The 26,944-nt window shown below is 35.7% G+C and carries 21 protein-coding genes; 14 read left to right on the forward strand and 7 right to left on the reverse strand.

All coding sequences use genetic code 11. The annotated features are described in order from the left end of the window. Positions 1 to 83: 83 nt before the first annotated feature. The 3 genes from Q9317_RS03635 to Q9317_RS03645 all read right to left on the reverse strand — a co-directional run bounded on the left by Q9317_RS03635 (position 84) and on the right by Q9317_RS03645 (position 5,084). Positions 84 to 1,814 (reverse strand): ABC transporter ATP-binding protein, encoded by a 1,731-nt coding sequence (locus Q9317_RS03635; protein WP_003099121.1) that lies wholly within the window; start codon positions 1,812 to 1,814, stop codon positions 84 to 86. Then, positions 1,804 to 3,534, reverse strand: a complete 1,731-nt coding sequence (locus tag Q9317_RS03640) for an ABC transporter ATP-binding protein (protein WP_003099124.1) — start codon at positions 3,532 to 3,534, stop codon at positions 1,804 to 1,806. The genes Q9317_RS03635 and Q9317_RS03640 overlap by 11 nt, the downstream gene beginning before the upstream one ends. Positions 3,535 to 3,842: 308 nt before the next feature. Next, positions 3,843 to 5,084, reverse strand: a complete 1,242-nt coding sequence (locus Q9317_RS03645; RefSeq protein WP_003099125.1) for an aminopeptidase — start codon at positions 5,082 to 5,084, stop codon at positions 3,843 to 3,845. Positions 5,085 to 5,265: 181 nt separating this feature from the next. On the opposite strand from Q9317_RS03645, the gene Q9317_RS03650 reads away from it, so the two are divergent. The 3 genes from Q9317_RS03650 to Q9317_RS03660 are packed head-to-tail and all read left to right on the forward strand — an operon-like array spanning position 5,266 to position 6,945. Next, the gene (locus Q9317_RS03650; protein WP_003099126.1) at positions 5,266 to 5,394 is read left to right on the forward strand and encodes a DUF4044 domain-containing protein; all 129 of its coding nucleotides are present in this window, start codon (positions 5,266 to 5,268) and stop codon (positions 5,392 to 5,394) included. A 52-nt stretch (positions 5,395 to 5,446) separates the two neighbouring features. Then, positions 5,447 to 6,763 (forward strand): GTPase ObgE, encoded by a 1,317-nt coding sequence (gene obgE / locus Q9317_RS03655; protein ID WP_003099128.1) that lies wholly within the window; start codon positions 5,447 to 5,449, stop codon positions 6,761 to 6,763. Positions 6,764 to 6,792: 29 nt separating this feature from the next. Further along, a complete protein-coding gene (locus Q9317_RS03660) occupies positions 6,793 to 6,945 on the forward strand; it encodes a hypothetical protein (protein ID WP_003099130.1) in 153 nt (50 codons plus the stop codon). Between the two features lie 47 nt (positions 6,946 to 6,992). Here Q9317_RS03660 and pnuC read toward each other — a convergent pair whose 3' ends face one another. The 4 genes from pnuC to Q9317_RS03680 all read right to left on the reverse strand — a co-directional run bounded on the left by pnuC (position 6,993) and on the right by Q9317_RS03680 (position 12,450). Continuing rightward, the gene (pnuC, locus tag Q9317_RS03665; RefSeq protein WP_003099132.1) at positions 6,993 to 7,706 is read right to left on the reverse strand and encodes a nicotinamide riboside transporter PnuC; all 714 of its coding nucleotides are present in this window, start codon (positions 7,704 to 7,706) and stop codon (positions 6,993 to 6,995) included. Positions 7,707 to 7,730: 24 nt separating this feature from the next. After that, on the reverse strand, positions 7,731 to 9,242 hold the full coding sequence (locus Q9317_RS03670) for an ATP-binding cassette domain-containing protein (protein WP_003099133.1): 1,512 nt from the start codon (positions 9,240 to 9,242) through the stop codon (positions 7,731 to 7,733). Positions 9,243 to 9,536: 294 nt separating this feature from the next. Further along, a complete protein-coding gene (locus tag Q9317_RS03675; RefSeq protein WP_003099135.1) occupies positions 9,537 to 10,277 on the reverse strand; it encodes an amino acid ABC transporter ATP-binding protein in 741 nt (246 codons plus the stop codon). Between the two features lies 1 nt (position 10,278). After that, positions 10,279 to 12,450: an ABC transporter substrate-binding protein/permease gene (locus Q9317_RS03680; RefSeq protein ID WP_003099137.1), complete on the reverse strand. Its 2,172-nt coding sequence runs from the start codon at positions 12,448 to 12,450 to the stop codon at positions 10,279 to 10,281. A gap of 174 nt (positions 12,451 to 12,624) precedes the next feature. Between Q9317_RS03680 and uvrB the strand changes: the two genes are divergently transcribed. From uvrB to Q9317_RS03735, 11 genes are all read left to right on the forward strand, one after another. Beyond that, a complete protein-coding gene (gene uvrB, locus Q9317_RS03685; protein ID WP_003099140.1) occupies positions 12,625 to 14,616 on the forward strand; it encodes an excinuclease ABC subunit UvrB in 1,992 nt (663 codons plus the stop codon). A gap of 209 nt (positions 14,617 to 14,825) precedes the next feature. After that, on the forward strand, positions 14,826 to 14,969 hold the full coding sequence (locus Q9317_RS03690; protein WP_003099143.1) for a teichoic acid D-Ala incorporation-associated protein DltX: 144 nt from the start codon (positions 14,826 to 14,828) through the stop codon (positions 14,967 to 14,969). 11 nt (positions 14,970 to 14,980) lie between these two features. Then, positions 14,981 to 16,519 (forward strand): D-alanine--poly(phosphoribitol) ligase subunit DltA, encoded by a 1,539-nt coding sequence (gene dltA, locus Q9317_RS03695; protein WP_003099148.1) that lies wholly within the window; start codon positions 14,981 to 14,983, stop codon positions 16,517 to 16,519. Further along, positions 16,516 to 17,775, forward strand: coding sequence for a D-alanyl-lipoteichoic acid biosynthesis protein DltB (dltB, locus tag Q9317_RS03700; RefSeq protein ID WP_003099152.1), 1,260 nt, complete (start codon positions 16,516 to 16,518; stop codon positions 17,773 to 17,775). The genes dltA and dltB overlap by 4 nt, the downstream gene beginning before the upstream one ends. Before the next feature lie 13 nt (positions 17,776 to 17,788). Continuing rightward, positions 17,789 to 18,034 carry a D-alanine--poly(phosphoribitol) ligase subunit DltC gene (dltC, locus tag Q9317_RS03705; RefSeq protein ID WP_003099154.1) on the forward strand — a complete coding sequence of 82 codons (246 nt, stop codon included), beginning with the start codon at positions 17,789 to 17,791 and terminating at the stop codon, positions 18,032 to 18,034. Then, positions 18,027 to 19,286 (forward strand): D-alanyl-lipoteichoic acid biosynthesis protein DltD, encoded by a 1,260-nt coding sequence (dltD, locus tag Q9317_RS03710; RefSeq protein ID WP_003099157.1) that lies wholly within the window; start codon positions 18,027 to 18,029, stop codon positions 19,284 to 19,286. The genes dltC and dltD overlap by 8 nt, the downstream gene beginning before the upstream one ends. A 226-nt stretch (positions 19,287 to 19,512) precedes the next feature. Beyond that, positions 19,513 to 20,769: an extracellular solute-binding protein gene (locus Q9317_RS03715; protein WP_017794599.1), complete on the forward strand. Its 1,257-nt coding sequence runs from the start codon at positions 19,513 to 19,515 to the stop codon at positions 20,767 to 20,769. A gap of 73 nt (positions 20,770 to 20,842) precedes the next feature. Next, positions 20,843 to 22,543, forward strand: a complete 1,701-nt coding sequence (locus Q9317_RS03720) for a glycoside hydrolase family 13 protein (RefSeq protein ID WP_003099161.1) — start codon at positions 20,843 to 20,845, stop codon at positions 22,541 to 22,543. 21 nt (positions 22,544 to 22,564) lie between these two features. Then, entirely contained in the window at positions 22,565 to 24,697 is a 2,133-nt protein-coding gene (locus tag Q9317_RS03725; RefSeq protein WP_003099163.1) for an alpha-amylase family glycosyl hydrolase, read from the forward strand. A 70-nt stretch (positions 24,698 to 24,767) separates the two neighbouring features. Further along, a complete protein-coding gene (locus tag Q9317_RS03730) occupies positions 24,768 to 26,072 on the forward strand; it encodes an ABC transporter permease subunit (protein ID WP_003099164.1) in 1,305 nt (434 codons plus the stop codon). Continuing rightward, positions 26,072 to 26,932, forward strand: coding sequence for a sugar ABC transporter permease (locus tag Q9317_RS03735; protein WP_003099165.1), 861 nt, complete (start codon positions 26,072 to 26,074; stop codon positions 26,930 to 26,932). Before Q9317_RS03730 ends, Q9317_RS03735 begins: the two co-directional genes overlap by 1 nt. Positions 26,933 to 26,944 lie beyond the last annotated feature (12 nt).

The following is a 26,944-nucleotide window of genomic DNA, read 5'->3' on the forward strand; positions in this document are numbered from 1 at the left end:
GAAAGTGTAATAAATAGTCAATGATTGAAGTAATACTTCAAAAAAATGAAACAAGTGAAGAAATTGATGAGGAGAAAGCATATTTAGGTTTGAGCATTTTGCATGTTAAAGTAAACACCTTTTAAAGCCATCAATTGATCATGATTTCCTTGTTCAACAATGCCGCCATTAACCATGACTAAAATTAAATCGGCTGTTTTAATAGTTGAGAGGCGATGGGCGATGATAAAACTTGTTTTATCTGCCATTAGTTTGTTAAAAGCCTTCTGAATAAGAAGTTCAGTCCGGGTATCAATGGATGAAGTGGCTTCGTCTAAGATAAGGATTGAAGGATCTTTTAGGAATACTCTTGCAATGGTTAATAATTGTCGCTGTCCTTGTGAAAGATTGCTGCCACCATCAGTAAGAACAGTATCATAGCCATCGGGCAACTGCTTGATAAAGAAGTCTGCTTTAGCCGCTTTAGCCGCTTTGATAACTTCTTGTCTAGTGGCTTTTGGTTTTCCGTAAGCAATATTATCATGAATGCTTGCTTCTTTTAACCAAGTTTCCTGAAGAACCATCCCTATACCCTCTCTTAAACTTGCGCGTCTATAACTTGTAATTGGGTGACCATCAAGTAATATACTTCCGGATTGAGGGTCATAAAAACCTAGTAAGAGGTTTATAAGTGTGGACTTACCAGCACCAGTTGGTCCAACAATGGCCACTTTAGAGCCTGCAGGAACAGAAATGTTAACATCAGTCATTAATGGCTGATCAGCCTGGTAAGAAAAACTTAGGGCTTTAAAAGCCATATCACCTTTTAAGTCTGTCCAATCAACGTCATTTTGTCCTGTCTCACTTAAATCAGACTTTTCTAAAATATCATAAAGTCGATCCCCACAAGCTAAGGCACTTTGTAATTCTGCTAAAACAGAAGAAATGTCATTAAAAGGTTTAGTATATTGAGTGATATAGTTAAGGAAGGTAACTAAGGTACCAATGCTGAGCTGTCCTGACATAATACGCCAAGCTCCAACTCCAGTTAGGAGGGCATAAATGAGGGCGTTAACAAAACGCGTTGACGGGTTAACAGTTGAACTGTAGAAAGTTGCTGCTTGTGACGCATTAGCATAGGATTGGTTAGAAGTTTTAAAGTGATGAAGAGCTTGCTCTTGGGCATTAAAAGCTTGAATGAGACTCTCTTGAGCAATGTACTCTTCAATCAATTGTGTCTGTTGCCCACGGGTCCTTGTTTGTTGGCCAAAATAGGTATAAGAGCGGCTAGAAATTGCACCAGCAAGCACAAGTGATAGTGGTGTTAGAATCAATACTAGCCCCATCATGACTAAATTAATCCTAGCCATACTTAGCAATGTCAAAAAAATGGTCAAGAGGCCAAGTAGAAACTGGTTAAAACTTAAAAGTAAACCATTTGCCAGTTGCTCACAATCTGTTGTAACACGACTAACCAAATCTCCAATTGAAATGCAATTTAAATCGGATATGGACAAGTGATGAATTTTTTGAAAAACACGAAGCCGTAAATCAGCGATATATCTGTATACCAATCGATTATAAAGTATGGGATTAATCCATTGAATCAAACTATTGATACTTATGATAATGAACATGGTCCAAAGAAGTCGAATGAGACTCTTATCAATGCCGGATTCCAAAAGGAGATTGATAGCTCTTCCAATTAAAATAGGGAGATAAACAGTCAGGATAACTTGTGCTAGAGTCAAGAGACTAGATGCTAATAATAAGTGAGGAAATGCCAATAAATCCTTAATCATCTGCTTATGACTGTGATTATCTTTAAGTTTCATCAAGTCCTCCTTTCTGAGACAAGTAGATTTCTTTATAGGTGGGACACTTTACGAGTAAGTCTTTGTGTTTACCAAAACCAACTTGTTTTCCTTGGTCTAGAACTAAAATATAATCTAAATTTTCTAAACTACGTGTTCTTTGAGAAACAAGAATAAGATTGGTGTCTCTTAAATTTTTAATTTCATTTAAAAGCTTACTTTCTGTTAGATAGTCAAGTGCTGATGTTGCATCATCTAATAGTAAAAATGCTTTCTTTGTCACCAATGCCCTTGCAATTGTTAGCCGTTGGCTTTGCCCTCCTGAAAAATTGCGGCCAAAGGCTTGCACTTCTTGATGTAAACCTAAGTTATCTTCTTTGATAAAGTCTTTTGCACGTGCCATGCCAATAGCATTCCAAAGAGTTTCATCAGTTAGGTCCTTGTTTTGTCCTAAAGTCAGATTACTACGGACAGTCCCTTTGAACAGTTCAGCTTTTTGAGGAACAACAGCTATCCAAGACCGCCATTGCCTAATAGACTTTGGAGAAGTAGCTTCTTGATAAATGGCAAGTTCTTCTTTAGGTCTTGTGTATAGTCCTTGAATTAATTGAAGAAGGGTTGATTTTCCAGAGCCGGTGCCACCAATAATGCCAAGACTTTCTCCTTTTTTGATTGAAAAAGTTAAATCACATAGCGCAGGCTCAGAAGAATTAGGATATGTAAAATAAAGATGATTGACATTGAGAACCAAATCAGATGTGATTGGGTGATGTGGCTCTAAAGGGGCATCGATATCTTCAGAACGTTCATCAAAAATGGTTTGGACACGGCGTGCTGCAATAATAGCTTGGTTGAGGTTGCTGACTAAAAGTGTCACCTTCAGTAATTCTCCCAAAATTTGCAATAGGTAATTAATGAGTGCAATAAGAAGTCCCTGACTAAGAAAGCCCTCTTGAATCTGTAAGTGGCCATGCCAAATAACGAGAACTAAGCTAGCATTAACAAGAAAATAAGTCACCGGTGGCACTAAACTGGATAAATAGCCCGCTTCTTGTTGACGTTTATAATAGAATTGATTTTCCTCTTTAAAGTGATTTTGCTCAGCCAGAGATTGGCCAAAGGCGCGAATAACTCTTATCCCAAGAATATTTTCCCTTGTTAGAGCAACCAGTCGATCCATTTGACGTTTTACATGTAGATAAAGAGGATTTAGAAAATAAGTGAGTACTGCAACAAATAGAAATAAGGATAGTACTAATCCCAAAAAAATCAAAGTAATTGGGGGGCTTATCCGGTATGCCATGATAATAGCACCCAAAACAATAATTGGAGCCCGTAAAAAGAGGCGCAAAAAGAGATTGATACCATTTTGTATTTGGAAACAATCAGAAGAAAGCCTTGTGATTAAACTAGAGGTTGTTAGGCGGTCTCTAGTTTCTTTTGGGAGTGATAAAACTTTAGCAAAAAGTGCCTCCGTTAAATCCTTGGTATAACCAATTGCAGCTTTAGATGAAAAAAATTGCGCTGAAATAGCAACCACAACTCCTAAAATGGCAAAAACAAAAAGTAAAGCAATCATAGCATACAATTGCGTTTTAGCTCCTCTAGGTAAAATCTGATCGACAATCATAGCAATAATCATAGGCACTAAAAGTTCAAAAATAGCCTCCAAGAGTTTAAAAGTAGGGCCTAGAATGGTTTCTTTTAGATAGGGTTTGAAATAAGAGGTTAAAGGTTTCATAAGCACTTTCTATTGGAATGGTTAAAGAGAAATGATGAGATGACTTTTATAAAAAATAACCGTGCAGCTGGAAGCAGACGGCTACTATTGATTACTTGTTTGCACTGGTAGTTAGGATTTAACGATCTTGAAAGTAATAACTGAATTTGCTACTTCATTTTAGCAAAAAAGGATGTGTCTTTCAAGAATTTGGTAAAACTAAGAAGTAGTGAAAGTCCATATTTATGAAGGTTTTAATAGCAAGTTAGGAAAAGAAAAAAGATTTGATGCTCATTTCGAGTTCAAATCTTTTACATCTCTTTGATGATTTACAAAGCCCATTCTCCACCACGGAAAATTGGAACAACTTTACCATCTGTAGTAATACCGTCGATATCCATATGTTCTGAACCAATCATAAAGTCTACATGAGCCGTTGAACGGTTTAGACCGGCAGCTTTTAATTCGTCATTAGTCATTTCTGTGCCACCTTTAATACTGAATGCATATGCAGCACCAATAGCTAAATGATTAGAAGCATTTTCGTCAAATAAGGTATTAAAGAAAGTTAACCCTGAAAGTGAAATGGGTGTTTTGTGAGGAACAAGTGCCACTTCACCAAGAGCGCGTGCTCCATCATTTTCTTCAACCAAACGTTTAATGGTTTCTTCCCCTTTTTCAGCAGTGACTTCTGTAATTTGACCATCTTTAAAGGTAAATCGCATGCCTTCAATAACAACACCTGCATAAGATAATGGTTTTGTAGAAGTGACATAGCCGTCTGCACGACGGTAATCTGGTGCAGTAAAGACTTCTTCAGTTGGCATGTTTGCAATGAATGCTTCCCCTTGGGCGTTAAGGCTACCAGCAGCTTCCCAAAGGTGATTTTTAGGCATTCCAAGTGTTAAGTCAGTCCCTGGGGCCATATAGTGAAGGGCGTCAAATTGGTATTCATTTAATAAGTTAGCTTTTGTGACCAAACGTTCTTGATGGTCATCCCAAGCCTTTATTGGATCTTCTTCATAGATGCGGTTCATTTTAAAGATGGCATCCCAAAGGGCATCCACTTGTTCTTCTTCAGTAGCTAGATCAGGGAAAACCATTGCTGCCCATTCAGGACTTGATGCTGAAACAAGGTTCCAGCTGACTTTATTAGCTTGTGTGGCAGCACGCTGTTCTTCAAGGGCAATAGCAGTTGCTTTTGTGGAAGCAGAAAGACGATTGGAATCAACTCCTGCAAAAGCATTAGGGTCTGAAGAACGAACAAAAAGGCGACTTGCTTTTTTACCTAAGAGATAATGTGATTTTTCAACAACATAGCTAGGAACATTGATTAAACGTTCTTCATCAGCATGGAGTAATTTCTCACGAGTAATGTGATCATCAATGTAATCAACAAGCACCTCACAAGCTCCTGCTTCGTAGGCTTTTTTCGTTAATAAACGAGCAAATTGGTGGTGTTCAACAGAGATAGCAATAATCAAAGTATGCCCTTTTTGAACATTAACACCTTTTTGAATTAAAAGGTTTGCATATTTTTCTAAATGTTGGTCAAAATTTGGTAAAACCATCACAAGCTCCTTATATCCTATTATTATTTTAAAACTAATGTAGCATAAATAGATAGAAATCACAAGGTTATAGGTTACAAAGAAGTTCTTCCACCTTGCGAACAATGATTTTCTGATTTGCTAATTACCTTGTTTCATGGTAATATATAGAAAGAAAAAATCTAAAGTCGAGGTATTAAGAGTGGCGTTTGGAGAAAATGGACCACGTAAGAAAACAGCATTTGAGAAAATCACAATGTTTGTTGTCATCTTAATGGTTCTTGTAACTGTTGGTGGCTTAATTGCGGGTGCCCTATCAGTATTGATGTAAAAAGACGCTGAAAGGCGTTTTTTTGAAATAAGTGAAAGTTTGAGAAAAAAGAATGAGTATGTTTTTAGATACTGCCAAAATCAGTGTACAAGCTGGTCGTGGTGGTGATGGTATGGTAGCCTTTAGGCGTGAAAAGTATGTACCAAATGGCGGTCCTTGGGGCGGCGATGGTGGTAAAGGTGGTTCAGTTGTTTTTAAAGTAGACGAAGGTCTTAGAACATTGATGGATTTCCGCTATAACCGTAAATTTAGAGCCAAAGCTGGTGAAAAGGGAATGACAAAAGGGATGCATGGACGTGGTTCAGATGACCTCATTGTTTTAATTCCTCAAGGAACAACAGTTAAAGATGCAGAAACGGGTAAAGTTCTTACAGACCTTGTTGAAAATGGCCAAGAATTTGTGGTGGCACAAGGAGGTCGTGGAGGTCGTGGGAATATTCGTTTTGCGACACCTCGCAATCCAGCTCCTGAAATTGCTGAAAATGGTGAGCCTGGTGAAGAGCGCGAATTGCTATTAGAATTAAAAATTCTTGCTGACGTCGGCTTAGTAGGTTTCCCATCTGTTGGGAAATCAACATTATTAAGTGTCGTTTCAGCTGCAAAACCTAAAATTGGTGCCTACCACTTTACAACAATTGTTCCAAATCTTGGAATGGTTAGAACAAAATCAGGTGATAGTTTTGCTATGGCAGATCTTCCAGGTCTGATTGAAGGTGCTAGTCAAGGTGTTGGACTTGGAACTCAGTTTCTACGTCACATCGAAAGAACACGAGTTATTTTGCATGTCATTGACATGTCAGCGTCTGAAGGTCGTGATCCATTTGATGATTACAAGTCAATAAATCATGAATTGGAGACCTATAACCTTCGTCTGATGGAACGTCCACAAATCATTGTCGCAAACAAAATGGATATGCCTGAGTCAGAAGAAAACTTGAAAGCTTTCAAAGCAAAATTAGCTAAAGAATATGATGAATTTGATGAACTACCAATGGTTTTCCCAATTTCTACATTGGCCCATCAAGGTCTAGAGAATCTCATGGAAGCAACTGCTGAATTGTTGAAAAATACAGATGAGTTCCTTCTTTATGAAGACAGTGACTTTATGGATGACGAAGAGGCATATTACGGTTTTGCAGGTGAAGAAAAAGCCTTTGATATTAGCCGTGATGATGCTGCTGCTTGGGTACTTTCAGGAGATAAATTAGAGCGTCTCTTTGTTATGACTAATATGGAACGTGATGAATCTATTATGAAGTTTGCTCGTCAATTGCGAGGCATGGGTGTAGATGAAGCCCTTCGAGCACGTGGTGCTAAAGATGGTGATATCGTTAGAATCGGTAACTATGAATTTGAGTTTGTTGATTAAGTGCAAAAAATCATTAGTGGAGGTTGCTTATGGGAGATAAACCAATATCTTTTAGAGATGAAAATGGAAATTTTGTTTCAGCAGCAGATGTTTGGAACGCTGAGAAACTAGAAGAGCTTTTCAATCTCTTAAATCCCAATAGACGGCTTCGTCTAGAACGTGAAAAATTAAATCAAAAATAAAGAAAACCATGGACATTTTTCCATGGTTTTTTGGCTTATGATGTAAGTTAGTAAAGCAGGTTTCCAAGTCGATTTTTCAAGGCTTTTTCTTGAAGGGATTGAAGGCGTAACCAGTTGAAGAAGGTGTAAATATCATTAATCAGGAAAATAGCAAAACAAATAACAATAGCATAATGGTTTGCATTTTCTTGTGCTTCAAAAAGCCATAAGATAATCAGTACAATATCATTTAAACAAAAACCAAGTGCGAAAAATGGGCTTCGTTTGTAAGTTAGAAAGGTTCCAGCAAATGAGGTTGCAATAGACAGAGTCGAAATAGTTAAATAGGGTGTGTGAAAAATGCCTAGAATAAAGTAGAAGATAAAGGTCATTAAAAGCATTGAAATCACTAATAAACAAATATCTCTCATTTTTAAACGACTAATCAGGACTTGAGACTTTCGTCCTTCAAAAGGATGGGTTAACCAAGAAAAAAGTGAAAAAATTGCCATGGGAAGTGTCATTAATAAGTACGTAAAAAGTTCCCCGTAATAATGACTTTGGTAAGAAAGGTAACTATAAATGACAGAAAAAATAATAATTAAACCCTGTCCAATAGGATTGCCCTTAGCCGAAAAAATTAAGGATGTGGCTCCGATTAATGAAGCTGTCAGTGCAAGTGGATCCTGACTACCAAAAATCAGGTGGCTTGCAAAAATAGTCATCAATGAACTCAGCCAAATAACCCACTCTGTTTTTGTAAAATACCGTAATAAACTCATGATATAATTCAAACATAGGTTTAATTATCTGTCAATAGAAACTTTTATTAAGTGATCCTGTTTTAATTGGTAAAGCTCAAAAATGTCGGATTCAATTAAGAGACGATCATGTGAAATACAAATAATTGCCCCTTTAAACTGACTTAATAGTCTCCTAACGATAGGTTGACTTGTTGGTGAAAAATGACGACTAGGCTCGTCTAAAAGTAGAACATTACTTTTATCTAAAACCATCTTTGCCAGAAAGAGCTTGGCTTTTTGACCACCAGATAATTGATGGCAGGAATGATTGATTTCATCTGCTGTGAAATCCAAACTAGCGAGGTAAGTCTTAACTTTTTGAGTGTCATGATTGCCTAAAAAATCAAGTGGTGTTAAATTTAAATCCAGTTGGTCTTCATAATGCTGTGGCATATAGGACACGGTTAGGCCAGTTTTTGCCTTTAGTTCAGTGTGTATTTTTTGCATCAACCTGCTTTTGCACAAGCCATTTTTCCCGATAATGAGGATTTTGTCTTGTCCTTTGATTTGTAGAGAGATGGTTTGCCCTGTATCTAATTTTTGATTTTCCCAATCTAAAATGATTTTTTGTTTAGCCAATGGAGAGATGTCTGAGAAAAAAATAGCCATATTATCCATAGTATCTGGTTTTTGGGTTATTAACTGTAAGTCCTTTTCGAGTCTTTTTTCGTATGATTTAACTGCCTTCATTTTTTTGGCTAAGAGACGACCAGCTGTTGAATCTTTTGTTTGACGTAATTGGGATTGAACACTATCATGGATTTTCTTGAATTTGGCCTCTCTTTTTTGCAATTCTTCATGTTCCTTCTTTGCCAACATTCTTTGATGTTGGTCTTTTTGTTGTCGTTTTGCCAGATAGTCTTCATAAGAACCAAAATAAAATCGAGCTTGAGGCAACTGTCTTTTTCTGACTAACTCTAAATGTAAAATTGAAGTTGCTACTTTTTGAATAAAATGTTGGTCGTGTGAAATAAAGATAATGGTTTGAGGGCTTGATTTAATAAAACTCTCAAGCCAGTCAAGTGATAGGGAATCTAAATCAGCAGTAGGCTCATCTAATAAAAGCAGTTGAGGATGATATGCCAAGGCTTTCATTAGTTGAATTTTTAAGCGTTCTCCACCAGAGAGGTTTTTGAGGTGAAGGTGCTCTTTTTCCAATAAATCACAGTCAAAATTTAGCTGATTGGCGACTTGGAAAAAATAATTGTAATCAAAATATGCGATATTAGCATCATGATAAATGTAGTCACTTAAGTGTTGTTCTAATTGCAAATGATCCATAGACTGAGGAATATAGGCAATGCCTCTAAAATCTGAAATCAACTCTCCATGAAAACTGCAATAGTCCTCAATAAGAGATGGATCTGCAAGGTATTTTAAGAGTGTTGATTTACCAGTTCCTTCTTCACCAATTATTGCCAATTTTCCAGCATCATTTAAGCTAATAGAAAGGTTATTAATCAAGCTTTTTAAATCGTTTTTGTGTGTAATCTTTAGGTTTTTTACTTGTAACATATTGCCTCCTTTTTGCTGTGCTATATAAATCAGTATTAACAGTTAAAAAGTGACAGAAAAAAACTTTCCACCCTACAAGTAGAAAGTTTTAGATTAGCACAAATAGACACAAATGGAATGACCACCTGCGAGTGTTATAAGAGCGCACTAAAAAACTAAACTTGATAGGGAATATCACTTTTTAGTTTTTTAGTTTTTCATGGCTCCTATACCTCCGATATATGATAGCTACAGTTTAGCAAAAGCCATTTGTTTTGTCAAAAAAAAGCAGATAAGTTACTATCTGCTTTGGGCTTAGACATTTAAGACTTTGTCTAGAAATTCAATCAAACGTGGGTGTTTGGGATTGTCAAAAATGTCTTCAGGTGTTCCATCTTCTAAGAATTGACCACCATCAGTAAAGATAACACGGTTTGCTACTTGACGAGCAAATCCCATTTCGTGGGTAACAATAAGCATTGTCATCCCTTGTTTAGCAAGGTCACGCATAACATTAAGAACATCGCCAACCATTTCAGGGTCAAGGGCAGAAGTAGGTTCATCAAAGAGCATAATATCAGGATTCATTGCCAAACTTCTAGCAATGGCTACCCTTTGTTTTTGTCCACCAGATAAACTACCTGGATAAGCGTCTGCTTTATCTGACAATCCAACTTTCTCTAACAGTTCCATGCCATGTTTTTTAGCAGATTCTTTTGAGGCTTTGCCTAATTCCACAGGACTAAACATAATGTTTTCTAATACAGTCATGTGTGGGAAAAGATTGAAATGTTGGAAAACCATTCCGATGTTTTCACGAGCCTTGTCAATGTTTGTTTTGGGGTTTGATAATTCATAACCGTCAACAACTACTTTACCACTTGTAACAGTTTCAAGTAAGTTAAGGGTGCGAAGGAAAGTTGATTTACCAGAACCAGATGGTCCAATGATACAAACAACATCACCCTCATAGAATTTAGCATCAATTCCTTTTAATACTTCGTTTTGACCATAATATTTATGTAAATCTTGGACATCAATTTTTAATTCAGCCATCTTAATTCATCCTCTTTTCTAAACGTTTAGCAAGCTTTGTCAAGAGTGTAATCATGATAAGGTATATAATTGCTAAAATAGCATACATACGGAATGATTGGTAGTTTCTTGCAATAATGATTTTACCTGTTTGGAACAATTCAACTAAACCAATAGCTGATACAATGGTTGTATCTTTTAGTGAGATAACAAACTGATTGATAAAGTTTGGTAACATCACTTTGATTGCTTGTGGCAAAATAACTTTTCGCATTGTTGTTGGGTAAGGAACCCCCAAGCTTCGGCTAGCTTCCATTTGTCCTGCTGGAACAGCCTCAATTCCTCCACGAACAATCTCAGCAATATATGCGCCACCGTTTAGTGATAAAGCAATAGTAGCAGCTAAGAAATCATTAATAGGAGACTGGTGACCGGACATGCTTTCAATCAGGTTAGGAACTCCCCAGAAAATGAATGCTGCAACAATCATTAATGGAATACCACGGACAACATCAACGAAGATAGAAGATATGATACGAAGTGTTTTACTTGGTGAAACAGCCATCATTCCAAATAGGATACCAATAACCATTGCAATAGCAAAAGAAATAAGAGTTAGGCTTAATGTTGTTCCAAGTCCTTGCCATAATTGCTTGTAGTTGTTTGAAAGCAAACCACCAATGGTTGATTCATCAGCCTTTTTAGCTTTACTTGCATCTTCAGATTTTAAATAGTTATTGAGAATTTGCTCGTATTTTCCAGATTTTTTAAGGGAAGCTAAACCATTATTAAACATTTGAATCAGTTCAGGATTGCTCCCTTTTTTAACTGCAAAACCATATTCACCAGAAGGTTCACCTTTGATTGGTGTTTCAAATTTGCGTCCTTGTTGGATAGAGTATTTTAAAATAGCTTCATCATCCATTAAAGCAACAATTGAGCCAGAATTTAAGCTGTCATACATTGATGAGGCTTCGTCGAATGCTTTTAATTTAAAATCGTATTTTTCTTTATGTTTGTCTAAAAAGTCGTAGGATGCTGTTCCTTTTTTTGCCCCTACGGTTTTCCCTTTAAGGTCTTCGTAAGATGAGATTGAGCTACCAGATTTAACACCAAGTAGAATGTTAGAGGTATAGTATGAATCTGAAAAGTCGAAAATTTCTTTACGAGCATCTGTTACGGACATACCGGCAATAACAGCATCAGCTTGTCCTGATTGAACGGCATTTAAAGCAGCATCAAATCCAGGGTTAACAACTTCAATTATAAAACCTTGATTTTTAGCAATGGCCTTGATTAATTCCATATCAATGCCGACATAGTTCCCTTTATCATTTTGGAATTCAAAAGGTGCAAATGATGAATCAGATGCGATTTTATACTTGGCTTTAACAGGAGTAGCTTTAGCATTTGCATCACCAGATGATGAGAGTTTTGATGTTGCTGAAGCATTCCCCAACCATTTTGTCATGATTTCTTGGTAAGTGCCATCAGCTTTCATATCACCTAAAGCACTATTGAACTCTTCAATAAGATGGTCATAGCCACTGTCTTTTTTAACTGCGAATCCAAAACTACCAATGGCTTCACCTGGCATATTAATGGCAAGGTCTTGGTTTTGTTGGATAGCAAACTGAATAACAGGCTCATCATCCATAACGGCATTGATGGAGCCGGCAGCAAGGCTATTATACATAAGATCGCCAGTATCAAAAGTTTTGACTTTGTACTTGTATTTGTCTTTATAGTTATCAAGAAAGCCTTGGGCAGCTGTACCATTTTTGACACCAATTGTTTTACCATTTAATTGGCTGTATTTTTTAATGGGATGTGCTTTTTTAGTGGCTACGACAATTTTTGTATCATAGTAAGGATCGGAAAAATGAAAGACTTTTTTACGATCTTCTGTGATAGTAGTTCCTGCCATTAATGCGTTAGCTTGTCCAGATTGAACAGCGTTTACAGCTGCATCGAAACCTGGGAAAGCCATTTTATAGTCCCAATTTTGACGTTTTGCAACTTCGTTAATAATATCAACATCAATTCCTTTATAGACTTGATCGGAATCTTTATACTCAAATGGAGCATAGGCTGTATCAGATACGATAGATATTGTATCTGCACTTGCAATACCAGTAACCATAAAAGTAACTGAGAGAACTGCAAGCAATAATCCTCTTAATTTTTTCTTCATACTTATCTCCTTAAAAAAATATTCTTAATTATATCAGAATTGCCTAGAGATAGCAAGAAAAACATTCTGTTCATGTTAGAAAACCTAACATGAACAAGTGAGGTTATTCGCCAATTTTTTCCTGTCCTATGATACAATAGTGTAAAGGAAATGAGAAACTATTGAGGAAAAAAGATGATTGATAAACAAGAGAACAGAGCATTTAAACTCGTTTCAAAATACCAACCGTCAGGAGATCAACCCCAAGCGATTGCAGAATTAGTTGATAACATTGAAGGTGGAGAGAAGTCACAAATTTTATTAGGGGCAACTGGTACAGGGAAAACATATACCATGAGTCAAGTTATTAGTAAGGTTAACAAGCCAACTCTGGTTATTGCCCATAATAAAACCTTAGCGGGACAACTCTATGGAGAATTTAAAGAATTTTTCCCAGATAATGCTGTTGAATACTTTGTTTCTTACTATGATTATTACCAACCCGAAGCTTATGTGCCATCTAGCGACACCTATATTGAAAAAGACAGTTCAGTGAATGATGAAATTGATAAATTGCGACATTCCGCAACATCGTCACTTTTAGAGCGTAATGATGTCATTGTCGTTGCTTCTGTTTCTTGTATTTATGGTTTGGGCTCTCCAAAGGAATACGCAGATTCTGCAGTTAGTTTAAGACCTGGTCAAGAGATATCGCGTGACACCTTATTGAACCAATTGGTTGACATTCAATTCGAACGTAATGATATTGATTTTCAGCGTGGCCGTTTTCGTGTGCGAGGCGATGTTGTAGAAGTTTTTCCAGCCTCAAGAGACGAGCATGCTTTTAGGGTTGAATTCTTTGGGGATGAAATCGATCGTATCAGAGAAATTGAAAGTCTCACAGGGAAGGTTTTAGGGCAAGTTGACCATTTGGTTCTGTTTCCTGCTACTCACTTTGTCACTAATGATGAGCATATGGAAGCTTCAATTGCAAAAATCCAAGCAGAACTTGATGAGCAACTTCAATTATTTGAATCAGAAGGTAAACTCTTAGAAGCGCAGCGATTAAAACAACGAACAGAATATGATATTGAAATGCTTCGTGAAATGGGTTATACCAATGGTGTTGAAAACTATTCCCGTCATATGGATGGTCGTTCTGAAGGAGAACCACCCTATACACTCTTAGACTTTTTCCCAGAAGATTTTTTGATAATGATTGATGAAAGTCATATGACAATGGGACAAATTAAAGGCATGTATAATGGTGACCAAGCCCGTAAAAAGATGTTGGTTGATTATGGGTTTAGGTTGCCGTCTGCATTGGATAATAGACCGTTACGACGTGAAGAATTTGAAAGCCATGTTCATCAAATTGTTTATGTTTCAGCAACTCCTGGTGACTATGAGATGGAGCAAACAGATACAATCATTGAACAAATTATTCGCCCAACAGGACTTTTAGATCCCATTGTGGAAGTGCGTCCAACTATGGGGCAAATGGATGATCTTCTTGGGGAAATCAATCTACGCTCTGAAAAAGGAGAGCGGGTCTTTATCACCACTCTGACTAAAAAAATGGCAGAAGATTTAACAGATTACTTAAAAGAAATGGGCGTAAAAGTGAAATACATGCATAGTGACATCAAAACCTTAGAACGGACAGAAATCATTAGAGATCTTCGTCTTGGCGTTTTTGATGTGCTGATTGGAATTAATCTTTTACGTGAAGGGATAGACGTCCCTGAGGTTAGCTTGGTGGCAATTCTTGATGCAGATAAGGAAGGTTTCTTAAGAAATACCAGAGGTTTAATTCAGACAATTGGTCGCGCAGCTAGAAATGCTGAGGGACGAGTTATCATGTATGCCGACAAGATGACAGATTCAATGAAGGCAGCTATTGATGAAACGGCTCGCCGTCGTCAAACGCAAATGGCCTATAATGAAGCCCATGGTATTGTTCCACAAACCATTAAAAAAGAGATTAGAGATCTTATCACGATTACAAAAGCTAAGGATACGGATAGTCTAGAAGAAGCAGCTGACTTCTCAGCAATGAATGCAAGTGAACGAAAAGAAGCTGTTAAGAAACTTCAGAAACAAATGCATGAAGCAGCTGAAATGCTTGATTTTGAGTTGGCGGCTGAGATTCGAGATATGATTTTGGAATTAAAAACGATGAACTAAAAAAAGTTTGTCGTTGATGGCCAACTTTTTCATTTCCTTAAGTTAACTTTAAGAAAAAAGGGTAAAAATGGGACACGGAAATAATAGAAGGACAATTTAATGTTATTGAAATATTTCATTTCTTTAATATCCCAAAATTAGCTTGCTCTAAAGATTAAAATAAGGTAAAATTTTCCTAGTGCATTATTGAAATAGTACAAGAGGTAGAAATGTTTAAAAACAAGTTGAATGGAAAAGCCATTTCCATTTTTATTGGTAAAGTAGTCTTATTTTATGTCATTTTAATGCTACTCGTTTATTTTTTTGGTTACCTAGGTCATGGTCAAAGTAACTTTATTTACAATGAATTCTAGAGGTTTAAATAATGATAAATAATATGATCGAAACAATAGAGTATTTTGCAAGTACTCAATCTGACTTTCCGGTTTATGATTGCCTTGGTCAACAAAAAACCTACGGTCAATTAAAAGAAGATTCAGATAGCATTGCTGCTTATATTGAAAGTCTCAATCTAGCTGAAAAATCGCCTGTCCTTGTCTTTGGAGGACAAACGTATGATATGTTAGCTACTTTTGTTGCATTGACTAAAACAGGGCATGCTTATATCCCTGTGGATGTTCATTCTGCAACAGATCGCATTATGTCAATTATTGAAGTGGGACAACCTAGTTTAATCATTGCTATTGAGGAATTGCCTCTAGAAGTAGCATCTGTTAAACAAGTCTCATTTAATGCTATTGAAAATGCAAAAAAAGCGAAAAAAGCATTTCAAATGACAAGCCCTGTTCTAGGTGATGATAATTACTACATTATTTTCACGTCAGGAACAACAGGAAAACCAAAAGGGGTTCAGATTTCACATGATAATCTCCTTAGTTTTACAAATTGGATGATTGAAGATCCAGAATTTGCTATTCCAAATCAACCACAAATGTTGGCTCAGCCACCTTATTCTTTTGATTTATCCGTAATGTATTGGGCACCAACCTTAGCTTTGGGTGGTACTTTATTTGCTCTACCTAAAGATATCATTTCAGATTTTAAAATTTTATTTACAACGATTGCCCAACTGCCAATTGGTATTTGGACTTCGACGCCATCATTTGCTGATATGGCAATGCTTAGTGATGATTTTTGTCAAGAAAAAATGCCATCTTTGACCCATTTTTATTTTGATGGGGAAGAATTAACCGTATCAACTGCAAGAAAATTAAAAGAGCGGTTCCCAGATGCTAGAATTGTTAATGCATACGGCCCAACAGAGGCCACAGTTGCTTTATCAGCTATTGCAATTACAGATGATATGATCACTACTTTAACCCGTTTACCAATTGGATATCCTAAACCAGATTCACCAACTTTTGTTATTGACAGTGATGGAAATCAATTGGAATCGGGTCAACAAGGCGAAATCATTGTGACTGGTCCAGCAGTTTCAAAAGGGTATATTAATAATCCAGAAAAAACAGCCGAAGCATTCTTCACCTTTAATAGACTTCCGGCTTATCATACTGGTGACGTTGGTTCACTAACAAGTGATAATGTTCTTCTGTATGGTGGACGCTTAGATTTTCAGATCAAATATGCTGGTTATCGTATCGAGTTAGAAGATGTTTCTCAACAGTTGAATCAATCCCATTTTGTAGAATCTTCAGTTGCTGTTCCTCGTTACAATAAGGAACACAAGGTTCAGAATTTATTAGCCTTTGTTATTTTAAAAGAAGGTGTTAAGGAACAATTTAATAGAGAACTTGACATTACAAAAGCTATCAAAGAGTCCGTTAAAGATAATATGATGTCTTATATGATGCCATCTAAATTTATTTATCGTGACCAATTGCCATTAACGCCAAATGGAAAAATCGATATTAAACAATTAATCAGTGAGGTAAATGATAGATGAGGCTTATCTTTGAGCATATTCCTTACATGGAATCTTACGGTAATCCCATTTATTTCGTTTATTTATTATTAGCTTTACTTCCTATTGTTATTGGTATTTTTAAGCAAAAGAGATTTGCACTTTATGAAACGCTGGTTAGTTTCTTGTTTATTCTCTTTATGTTTGGTGGTGATAATTACCATCAATTAATTGCCTTTACAAGCTATTTAATCTGGCAAATTGCTATTGTTTTTGCTTATCAAAATTACCGAAAACACAAGAATCAAACAGCTATATTTTACAGCAGTATTTTGGTAACCTTGCTGCCTCTTATTTTAGTCAAAATAGCACCTTTTACTTCTGAAAACCCTAATCAGTCTTTGTTTAGTTTTTTAGGGATTTCCTATCTCACCTTTAAAAGTGTGGCTATGATTATTGAGATGCGAGATGGGACATTAACGGAGTTTTCTTTAAAAGACTTTGTTCGGTTTATGATTTTTCTACCAACCTTCTCAAGTGGTCCAATTGATCGTTTTAGACGTTTTCAATCAGATTATTTACATCTTCCTAACAAAAAAGATTATATGGATATGCTAAATAAAGCTGTCATGTATATCATGCTTGGTTTCTTATATAAGCATATTATTTCTTATTGTTTAGGCAGTTTATTGTTGCCGATTTTGGAGAGTAAGGCAACCCTTGCTGGTGGGTTATTTAACAAGCCAACTATCTATGTAATGTATGTATATGGATTGAACTTATTCTTTGATTTCGCTGGCTACTCAATGTTTGCCATTGCTATTTCTTACATGATGGGAATAAAAACACCGGAAAATTTCAAGAAACCCTTTTTATCTCCTAATTTGAAAGAATTCTGGAACAGATGGCATATGAGTTTGTCTTTCTGGTTTAGAGATTTTGTCTTTATGCGTCTGGTTCATTTTTTAATCAAGCATAAGGTCTTTAAAAATAGAAATACAACATCAAGTTTTGCTTATTTAGTGAATATGCTTTTGATGGGTTTCTGGCACGGTTTAACATGGTATTATATTGCCTATGGGCTTTTCCACGGTATTGGTTTAATTATTAACGATGCTTGGCTCAGAAAGAAAAAAGAAATTAACCGAAACCGTAAGAAGAAGGGCTTATCTCCCTTGTTTCAAAGTAAATTTTTCCATGTCATATCAATTGTGATAACCTTTCATATTGTTATGTTCTCTCTCTTGTTATTCTCAGGTTTCCTAAATAAACTCTGGTTTAACAATACACTTAACTAGAAGGAAGTATAAAATGAATACTAATATTGAAGAAACAGTAATTGACCTATTTGATCGTTTATTTATGGAAGATGTCTCAGACATCAAAGATGAGGATTTATTTGACGCAGGTGTTCTTGACAGTTTAGGCACAGTAGAATTAATTGTTGAACTTGAATCATTATTTAACATTAAAGTTCCAATTTCTGAGTTTGGTCGTGATGATTGGAATACTGTAACAAAAATAGTGGAAGGAATTAAGGAGTTACAGAATGCGTAAACGCCTTTGGGTGATTTTAGGCCCAGTAGTGATTGCCATTTGTTTGGTTAGTTTAACAGTTTTTTCCTTCCCTTTGGAGCTTAAACATTCTTTAAAAGAGGAAAAAGCAAATGCTGTTGCCATTTCAGACACATCTTTTAAAAATGGTTTAATCAAGCGACAAGCCTTATCAGATCCAAAACACCGTTTTGTTCCATTTTTTGGTTCTAGTGAATGGAATCGTATGGATAGCATGCATCCTTCTGTTTTGGCTGAAAAATACAACCGTTCTTACCGTCCTTATTTGATTGGAAAAAGAGGATCAGCTTCTTTATCACAATATTACGGGATGCAGCAAATTTCAAAACAACTTCATCAAAAGAAAGCAGTATTTGTGATTTCGCCACAATGGTTTACGCCGGAGGGAACCAATCCTGGAGCTGTTCAAAGTTATTTATCAAATAGTCAAGTGATTGCTTTTCTCTTACAGTCTAAAAATAATGAAGAATCAAAAATTGCAGCTAAACGCATGCTTGCCATTAATCCTGGAGTAGCCAAAGCAAATTTACTGAAGAAAATCAGTAATGGCATTGCTTTAAGTAAGCTTGATAGAGGTCTGCTTAAATTGGAAGAGAATATTTCTTTGCGTGAAGAATCCTTATTCAGTTTTTTAGGGAAGTCGGACAACTTTGAAAACCGTATTATGCCAAGAGTTCTTGGTTTACCCAAGCAATTTTCATATGATAGGCTACATGAGTTGGCAACCAAAAGAGGAGAAATTGCAACCTCAAACAATAAGTTTAGGATAAAAAATAGCTTTTATTCTGCACGAATTGCTCCTCAATTTCACCTTTACAAAAATTTTCAGAGTAATAATACCTATATTGAGTCACCAGAATATAACGATTTTCAATTAGTTTTGTCAGAATTTGCAAAGCAAAAAACAGAAGTTCTTTTTGTTATCACACCAGTTAATAAAGCTTGGGCCCAATACACTGGTTTGAATCAGAAAAAATATCAAGAAGCTGTTGATAAAATGAAGTACCAATTGGAACTTCAAGGTTTCAATAATATTGCTGATTTCTCAAAAAATGGTGGAGATCCCTATTTTATGGAGGATACTATTCATATAGGCTGGAATGGTTGGCTTGCCTTTGATAAAGCTGTTTACCCATTTTTAACAGAAGATTATAAAGCACCCCATTATGAAATAAGTGACTATTTCTTATCTGATGAGTGGGCAACAACATCATTTCATCTCAAGAAAAAATAAATGCGTTATAAGGACAGAAAACATCACTTTCTGTCTTTTTTTATCTCTTTTTTCAGAAAAGTGATTGACAATTGTAAGCGATTACGTTAAAATAAAGTCAACTTAAACGTTTAAGTCGACTTTGGGGTTTTGATGAAGTCGACTTGATATGTTTTATTTTAAAAACTATCACGATGTTTTCACACTTGAAAGAGATGTGAGACATCCATTTTTTGGAGGAATTATTATGTCGCTAAATTGGAAAAAGCTGTCTGTTTTGGGTCTAGTATCTCTAACCTCTCTAATGAGTTTAACAGCTTGTGGCTCTGCTTCAAAAGAAGCGCAAAAACCAGATGGTAAAACAATTGTTGTGTCAGTTGATGAAGGTTATGCTGATTATATTAATAGCATAAAAGGAGACTTTGAAAAAGAAAATAAGGTTACTGTTAAGGTTAAAAAAGAAGGAATGATTGACACCCTAGATAAGCTTTCAACAGATGGTCCAACAGGTTCAGCACCAGATGTATTTTTGGCACCCTATGACCGTGTAGGCGGATTAGGCTCAGAAGGTCAAATTGCGGAAGTATCCTTAGGAAACGCTAAAGACTTTGATGAGACTGTTAAAAATCTTGTTTCTATTAATGGTAAAGTTTTTGGAGCTCCTGATGTTGTTGAAACACTAGTTACGTATTACAACAAAGATTTAGTGGCAAATGCGCCAAAAACATTTGCAGAGTTAGAAGAATTGCATAAAGACCCGAAATTTGCATTTTCATCTGAATCTGGAAAATCTGTTGGATTTCTTGCCAAATGGACAGATTTTTATTATGGTTATGGTTTAATTGCAGGACATGGAGCATATGTTTTTGGTGAAAATGGAACAAAAGCTAAGGATATTGGTATTGGAAATGAAGGTTCCATTGCTGGACTAAATTATGCTAAACAATGGTATGCTTCGTGGCCACAAGGTATGCAAGATGCTAAAAAAGCTGGTGATTTTATTACTGAACAATTTACAAGTAAAAAAGCTGGTGTCATCATTGATGGTCCATGGGCTGCGAAATCTTTCAAAGATGCCGGGGTTAATTTTGGAGTGGCAGAAATTCCGACATTAACCAATGGTAAGAAATATCAAGCCTTCGCTGGAGGAAAAGCATGGGTTATTTCAAATTATTCTAAAGGAAAAACAAATGCTCAAAAATTCTTAGATTATGTCACAAATGCTAAAAATCAAAAACTTTTTTATGACAAAACTCAAGAGATTCCTGCAAATTTGAGTGCTCGTACTTACGCATCTGAACAAGGCAATGAATTAACAAAAGCTGTTGTTAGCCAATTTGCGAATGCTCAACCAATGCCAAATATTCCTCAAATGGCTGAAGTTTGGGAACCAGGTGCAAACATGTTCTTTAATGTCGCTTCAGGTAAAAAAGATGCTTCTAGTGCAGCAAAAGAAGCCGAAAAAACAATTAAGGAAGCTATTGAGCAAAAATATGCGGAATAAAAATTAAAGGAGGGCGAAACACGAGTGTTTCGTATCTTCCTTTCTTTTTTTGAAATAATTAAAGGAGGAATGAATGAATAGTGCTGGAATATTGCATGTTCCTGATTCAAGGTATTGTTTTGCTCTATCAAAAAATGAACTTGTTATTCGTTTAAGGGTAGCTAAAGAGGACGCTGATATCAGAGTAAAATTGGTTTATGGTCCAAAGTATAGTTATCATGAATTTCAAAAAGAAGAAGAGATGGTTGTTGCTTTTAGAGATCAAACACATGTTTATTTTGAAACAAGATTACTGTTAGATGATGTTAGATTAGCCTATATTTTTACAATTGAAAAAATGGGAAAGACATACTATTTTAGTGAAGATGGTCTTACGGCTAATTATGATTTTAGCAATGGTTTTTATAATTTTTTCCAAATGCCATATATTAATGCTATTGATGTTCATAAGGTCATTTCATGGACAAAAAAAGCAGTGTTTTATCAAATTTTTGTTGATCGTTTTAACCGTGGTGATTTTAACAAAAAAGATGATTATATTAATATGGAATGGCTTGGAAAACCAACCCCTCAGAGTTTTGCAGGGGGGGATATCAAAGGGATTACTAATAAACTTGCCTATCTAAATCAGCTTGGAATTAATGTGATTTATTTAACGCCTATTTTTAACTCTGTTAGTAATCATAAGTATGATATTAGTGATTACTATGCCGTTGATAAACAATTTGGCACTAAGTATGATTTAAGAGAATTAATTTCTGAAGCACATAAGATGGGAATAAAAGTCATATTGGATGCTGTTTTTAATCATGCCAGTAGTGAGTGTGATGCATTTCAAGATGTCCTAAAAAATGGGAAATCATCGCAGTTTTTTAATTGGTTTATGCCCCATGAGGATGTTGTTTCAATGGCACTGGTTAATTATGAAACCTTTGCTGGTTGCAATTATATGCCTAAATGGAACACTTCTAATAAAGAGGTTCAAGATTATTTGATTGCTGTTGGGCTTTATTGGCTTAAAGAATTTCAGATTGATGGTTGGCGGCTTGATGTTTCAGATGAGGTCTCGCATGATTTTTGGCGGCGTTTTCGTAAGGCGATTAAAGCTGAAAATTCTGATGCAATTTTGATTGGTGAAAATTGGCATGATGCCTATCCCTATTTGTCAGGAGATCAATATGATGGCATTATGAATTATGCCTTTACAAAGGCTTGTTTAGATTATTTTGCATTTGAGACCATTAATTCACAAGTCCTAGCTGAAAAGTTAAGTCATATTTTAATGCGAAACACCTGGCAAGTAAATCAGATGAATTTGAATTTATTAGATTCTCATGATACTCATCGCTTTTTTACACAGGTTAATGGGTCAAAAGATAAACTTCTGGCTGCTCTAGCTTTATTAGTCACATTTATGGGAATTCCATGTATTTATTATGGAACAGAATTGGCTATGGAGGGCTCCTATGATCCGGATTCTCGCCGTGGTTTTGATTGGAATGAAGAAAACTGGGATAAGGCATTATTAGATAAGGTCAAAGAAATTATAGCCTTAAGAAAGCTTGATGTGATTCAAGAAGGAAGCATTAGTATTGGAAGTGTCGATGACTGCTTTAAGATGACTAGAAGTTTAAATAAGAAAAGTATCACACTTATGATTAATAATGGTCAAACTGCTTATGATATTGTTAATTGTAACCAGATCATAACTGCTAATAGACTAAATGTTCAAACACAAGAATTACTTCCTGGAGGCTTTGTTGTATTAGGATAAGTTAGTTAGAAGGATAATAATATGAAGAAAACAAATCGAAAATCTCAAAAATGGTTAGCGACCTCTCTTATATTACTAGGTTTAGCTTCAGCACCATTAACCGTTTCAGCAACAGAAAATGCATCTGTGACAACAAAAGCAGATTTTTCAACGGATACAATTTATCAGATTATCACAGATCGATTTAAGGATGGTAATCCGTCTAATAATGGAAGTTCAGACGTTTTTGATAAAAATGATCTTAAAAAGTATCATGGTGGGGATTGGCAAGGAATTATAGAAAAGATTAATGATAACTATTTGACAGACATGGGGATTACTGCTATTTGGATTTCATCTCCTGTAGAGAATATTGACAGTATTGATCCGTCCAATGGCAGTGCTGCTTATCATGGTTATTGGGCCAAAGATTTCTTTAAAACAAATAAACATTTCGGCACAGAGGATGATTTTAAGCAACTCATTGAAGTTGCTCATGCTAAAAACATTAAAGTTGTTATTGATTTTGCTCCTAATCATACTTCTACAGCAGAAAGTGGAGATACGGTATTTCCAGAAGATGGTGCTCTTTATAAGAATGGTAATAAATTAGGGGGCTTTAAAGACGATAAGAACAAGCTTTTCAATCATGAAGGGTGGACAAATTTTCAAACATCTGAAAATTCTATTTATCATTCCATGTATGGACTAGCTGATTTAAACAATAGCAATCCAACAGTTGATACTTACATGAAAGAAGCAATTGATAAGTGGTTAGATATGGGAATAGACGGTATCCGAGTAGATGCTGTAAAACATATGTCACAAGGTTGGCAAAAAAATTGGTTAAGTCATATTTATGAAAAACATAATGTTTTTACTTTTGGAGAATGGTTTTCAGGGCATACAAATGATGACTTTGATATGACTACATTTGCCAACAACAGTGGAATGGGTCTACTAGACTTTAGATTTGCTAATGCTGTTAGAAGCCTTTATACAGGATTTTCAGCCTTTACGATGACTGATTTTTATAAAGTGCTTGAAAATAGAGATTCGGTTACCAATGAGGTAAACGATCAAGTGACCTTTATCGATAATCATGATATGGAACGGTTTGCGACAAAAGTAAATAATAATCAAACAGCAATAAATCAAGCTTATGCCTTATTACTGACTTCTAGGGGAGTTCCAAATATTTATTATGGCTCAGAGCAATATGCAACAGGTGATAAAGATCCTAATAATAGAGGGGATATGCCTTCTTTTGATAAAACAGTTGCATACCAAATCATTAGCAAATTAGCCCCTCTAAGGAAAACAAACCCAGCCTTAAGTTATGGGACAACTGAACAAAGGTGGATAAACGATGATGTTTTAGTTTTTGAGAGAAAATTTGGAAATAATGTTGCTTTAGTAGCGATTAACAGAAATCAAACGAACGTTTTTACAATTGACAATATGAAAACATCACTTCCAGCAGGTAAACATGAAGATGTCTTAGGTAAACTGATGAAGGGAAATTCTCTAACAGTTTCTCAAAGTGGAGATGTAGAAACTTTCGAGTTACAGCCAGGAGAGGTTGCGGTTTGGAGTTCAATGAAATCAAGTGAGCACCCTCAATTAGGAGATGTTGATCCGTCAATGGGAATTTCAGGAAATGAGTTGACTTTAGTAGGGCAAGGGTTTGGAAGTAGCAAGGGTCAAGTTAATTTTGGAGCAATACAAGCAGAAGTGCTTTCATGGTCTGATACAATGATAAAAATTAAAATACCAGAAATGGCAGCTGGCTATTATGATATTTCAGTAAAGGCTGCGAATGGTCAAACAAGTAATGTTTATAAAGCTTTTGAGGTTCTTACAGGAAAACAAGTTCCAATACGCTTGATGGTTAATCATTTTGAGACAAGTCCTGGTGAACAACTCTATCTTTTAGGAGATGTCTTTGAACTGGGTGCTAATGATAGTAAAAATGCTATAGGACCAATTTTTAATGATACTGCGTCCATTGCAAAATACCCAAATTGGTTTTACGATGTTAATTTGCCAATCAATAAAGACATTCATATCAAACTTGTGAAGAAAAATAGTAATGGAGAAATTTCTTGGACAAGCCCAGAAACCTACACTATAAGAACAAACTCTGAAGCACAAACGATTACCGTTAAAAATTAACTGGTCATCTGTTATAAAATTAAGTACAATTAGGGAGGATAAAGGCAATCTATGGAAAGAGAGACAGTAAATGGGAACTGAAAGAAATCAAAAAAATCCAAACAAAGCAATGTTGCTTTCTATTATTCCAGGCCTTGGTCAACTGTATAATCAACAAAGAGTGAAAGGTCTTATTCTACTAATTGTTTTTTTGGCAGAAGTGCTTGAATTGTATTTTTTAGGCATTCCTGCATTGATTGGTTTGTACACTCTTGGTAAGATTCCAATGCAAGATCACTCTTTGTTTTTACTAATCAAAGGGGCAATGCAGTTACTTATTATGGTTTTATTTGTCTTTATACATCTGTTAGCAATGAGAGATGCTAAAAGTGTTGCTAGAGACAGTAATAAAGGTAAGGTTATTCCAGTGACAGTTAGGGAAATGCTAGAGTCGATTTATGAAAAAGGCTTTCCTTATTTGCTGGTTATTCCAGCTTATTTAGCGATGGGGTTTGCAATTATTTTCCCAGTTCTTGTGACCTTATTGATTGCATTTACAAATTATGATTTTAGGCATGTTCCGCCTTACAGACTACTCGATTGGGTGGGAGCAAAAAACTTTTTAAACATTTTAGAATTAAGCACCTTTAAAGCAGCTTTTACGTCTGTTTTATCTTGGACAATCATCTGGACATTCCTAGCAACCAGCTTACAAATTGTTATTGGTCTTGCTACAGCTGTGATTGCAAACCAATCATTTATTAAAGGGAAACGCATTTTTGGAGTTATTTTTCTACTTCCTTGGGCTGTTCCTGCATTTATTTCTATTATGAGTTTTGGGAATTTCTTTAATGACTCCATTGGCGCAATGAACCTTCAAGTCCTACCCTTCTTAGAAAAAATCATTCCTTTTGTTGAATTTGGAATAGTCCCTTGGAAAACGGATCCTTTCTGGACAAAAGTAGCTGTCATTATGGTTCAAGGATGGTTAGGCTTTCCCTACATTTATATCCTTGTTTCTGGGATTTTACAAGCTATTCCACAAGATTTGTATGAGGCAGCAACGGTTGATGGTGCAACAGCTTTGCAGAAATTTCGTACTATTACCTTACCAATGATTTTGGCAGTAGCAGCACCAACTTTAATTTCACAGTACACCTTTAATTTTAATAATTTTTCTATTATTTACCTCTTTAATAATGGAGGACCAGGAACGGTAGGTGGTGGTGCAGGAACAAGTGATATTTTGATTTCTTGGATTTACAAATTAACAACACAAACCTCTCCTCAATTTTCAATGGCATCCGCAGTAACCTTAATCATTTCGTTGATTGTTATTTCAGTATCGCTTATAACCTTTAAAAAATGTAATGCTTTTGAAATGGAGGACAGATAATGCGAAAAATAATTGGTAAGGGGTCGATGAAGAAAAAACGCCTACTGACACAAATACTAACCTACTTCTATCTTTTAGTGTTAGCTACTGTTATCTTATTTCCGATTTTAGTAACGGTCAGCTCGGCTTTTAGGCCTGGAAACACGACAGCTTTTAATTTTAATATCAAGGGGCCTTGGACCTTAGCAAACTTTAACACATTGTTTCATGAGACGCTTTACTTGCGTTGGTATTGGAATACTTTAGTGGTTGCCTTTTTCACAATGGTGATTCAGGTAACAGTGATTACCTTAACGGGATATGCTTATAGTCGTTATCAGTTTGTTGGCCGTAAGAAAAGCTTGGTCTTTTTCTTAGTCGTTCAAATGGTACCTACTATGGCAGCATTGACAGCCTATTTTGTGATGGCTTGGTTATTTAATGCTTTAAATCACTATTGGTTCTTAATCTTAATTTATGTCGGCGGAGGCATTCCAATGAATGCATGGCTGATGAAAGGGTATTTTGATACCGTACCATATGATTTAGATGAATCCGCTAAGTTAGATGGTTCTGGACATTTGAGAACTTTCTATCAAATCGTCTTGCCCTTAGTGAGGCCAATGATTGCTGTTCAGGCACTATGGGCTTTTATGGGACCATTTGGAGATTTTATGTTAGCTAAATTTTTGTTAAGGTCACAAGAACATTATACTGTAGCTGTTGGTTTACAATCTTTTATTACAAATGATGCTAGAAATCCTAAGGTTACTTTGTTTGCTGCGGGTGCTATTTTAATTGCTATACCTATTTCAATTCTCTTCTTCTTTTTACAAAAGAACTTTGTATCTGGATTGACAAGTGGTGGAACTAAGGGATAATAAAACAAGGAG

Origin of the sequence: Streptococcus iniae (assembly GCF_030732225.1) — a bacterium.
GTDB lineage: Bacteria > Bacillota > Bacilli > Lactobacillales > Streptococcaceae > Streptococcus > Streptococcus iniae.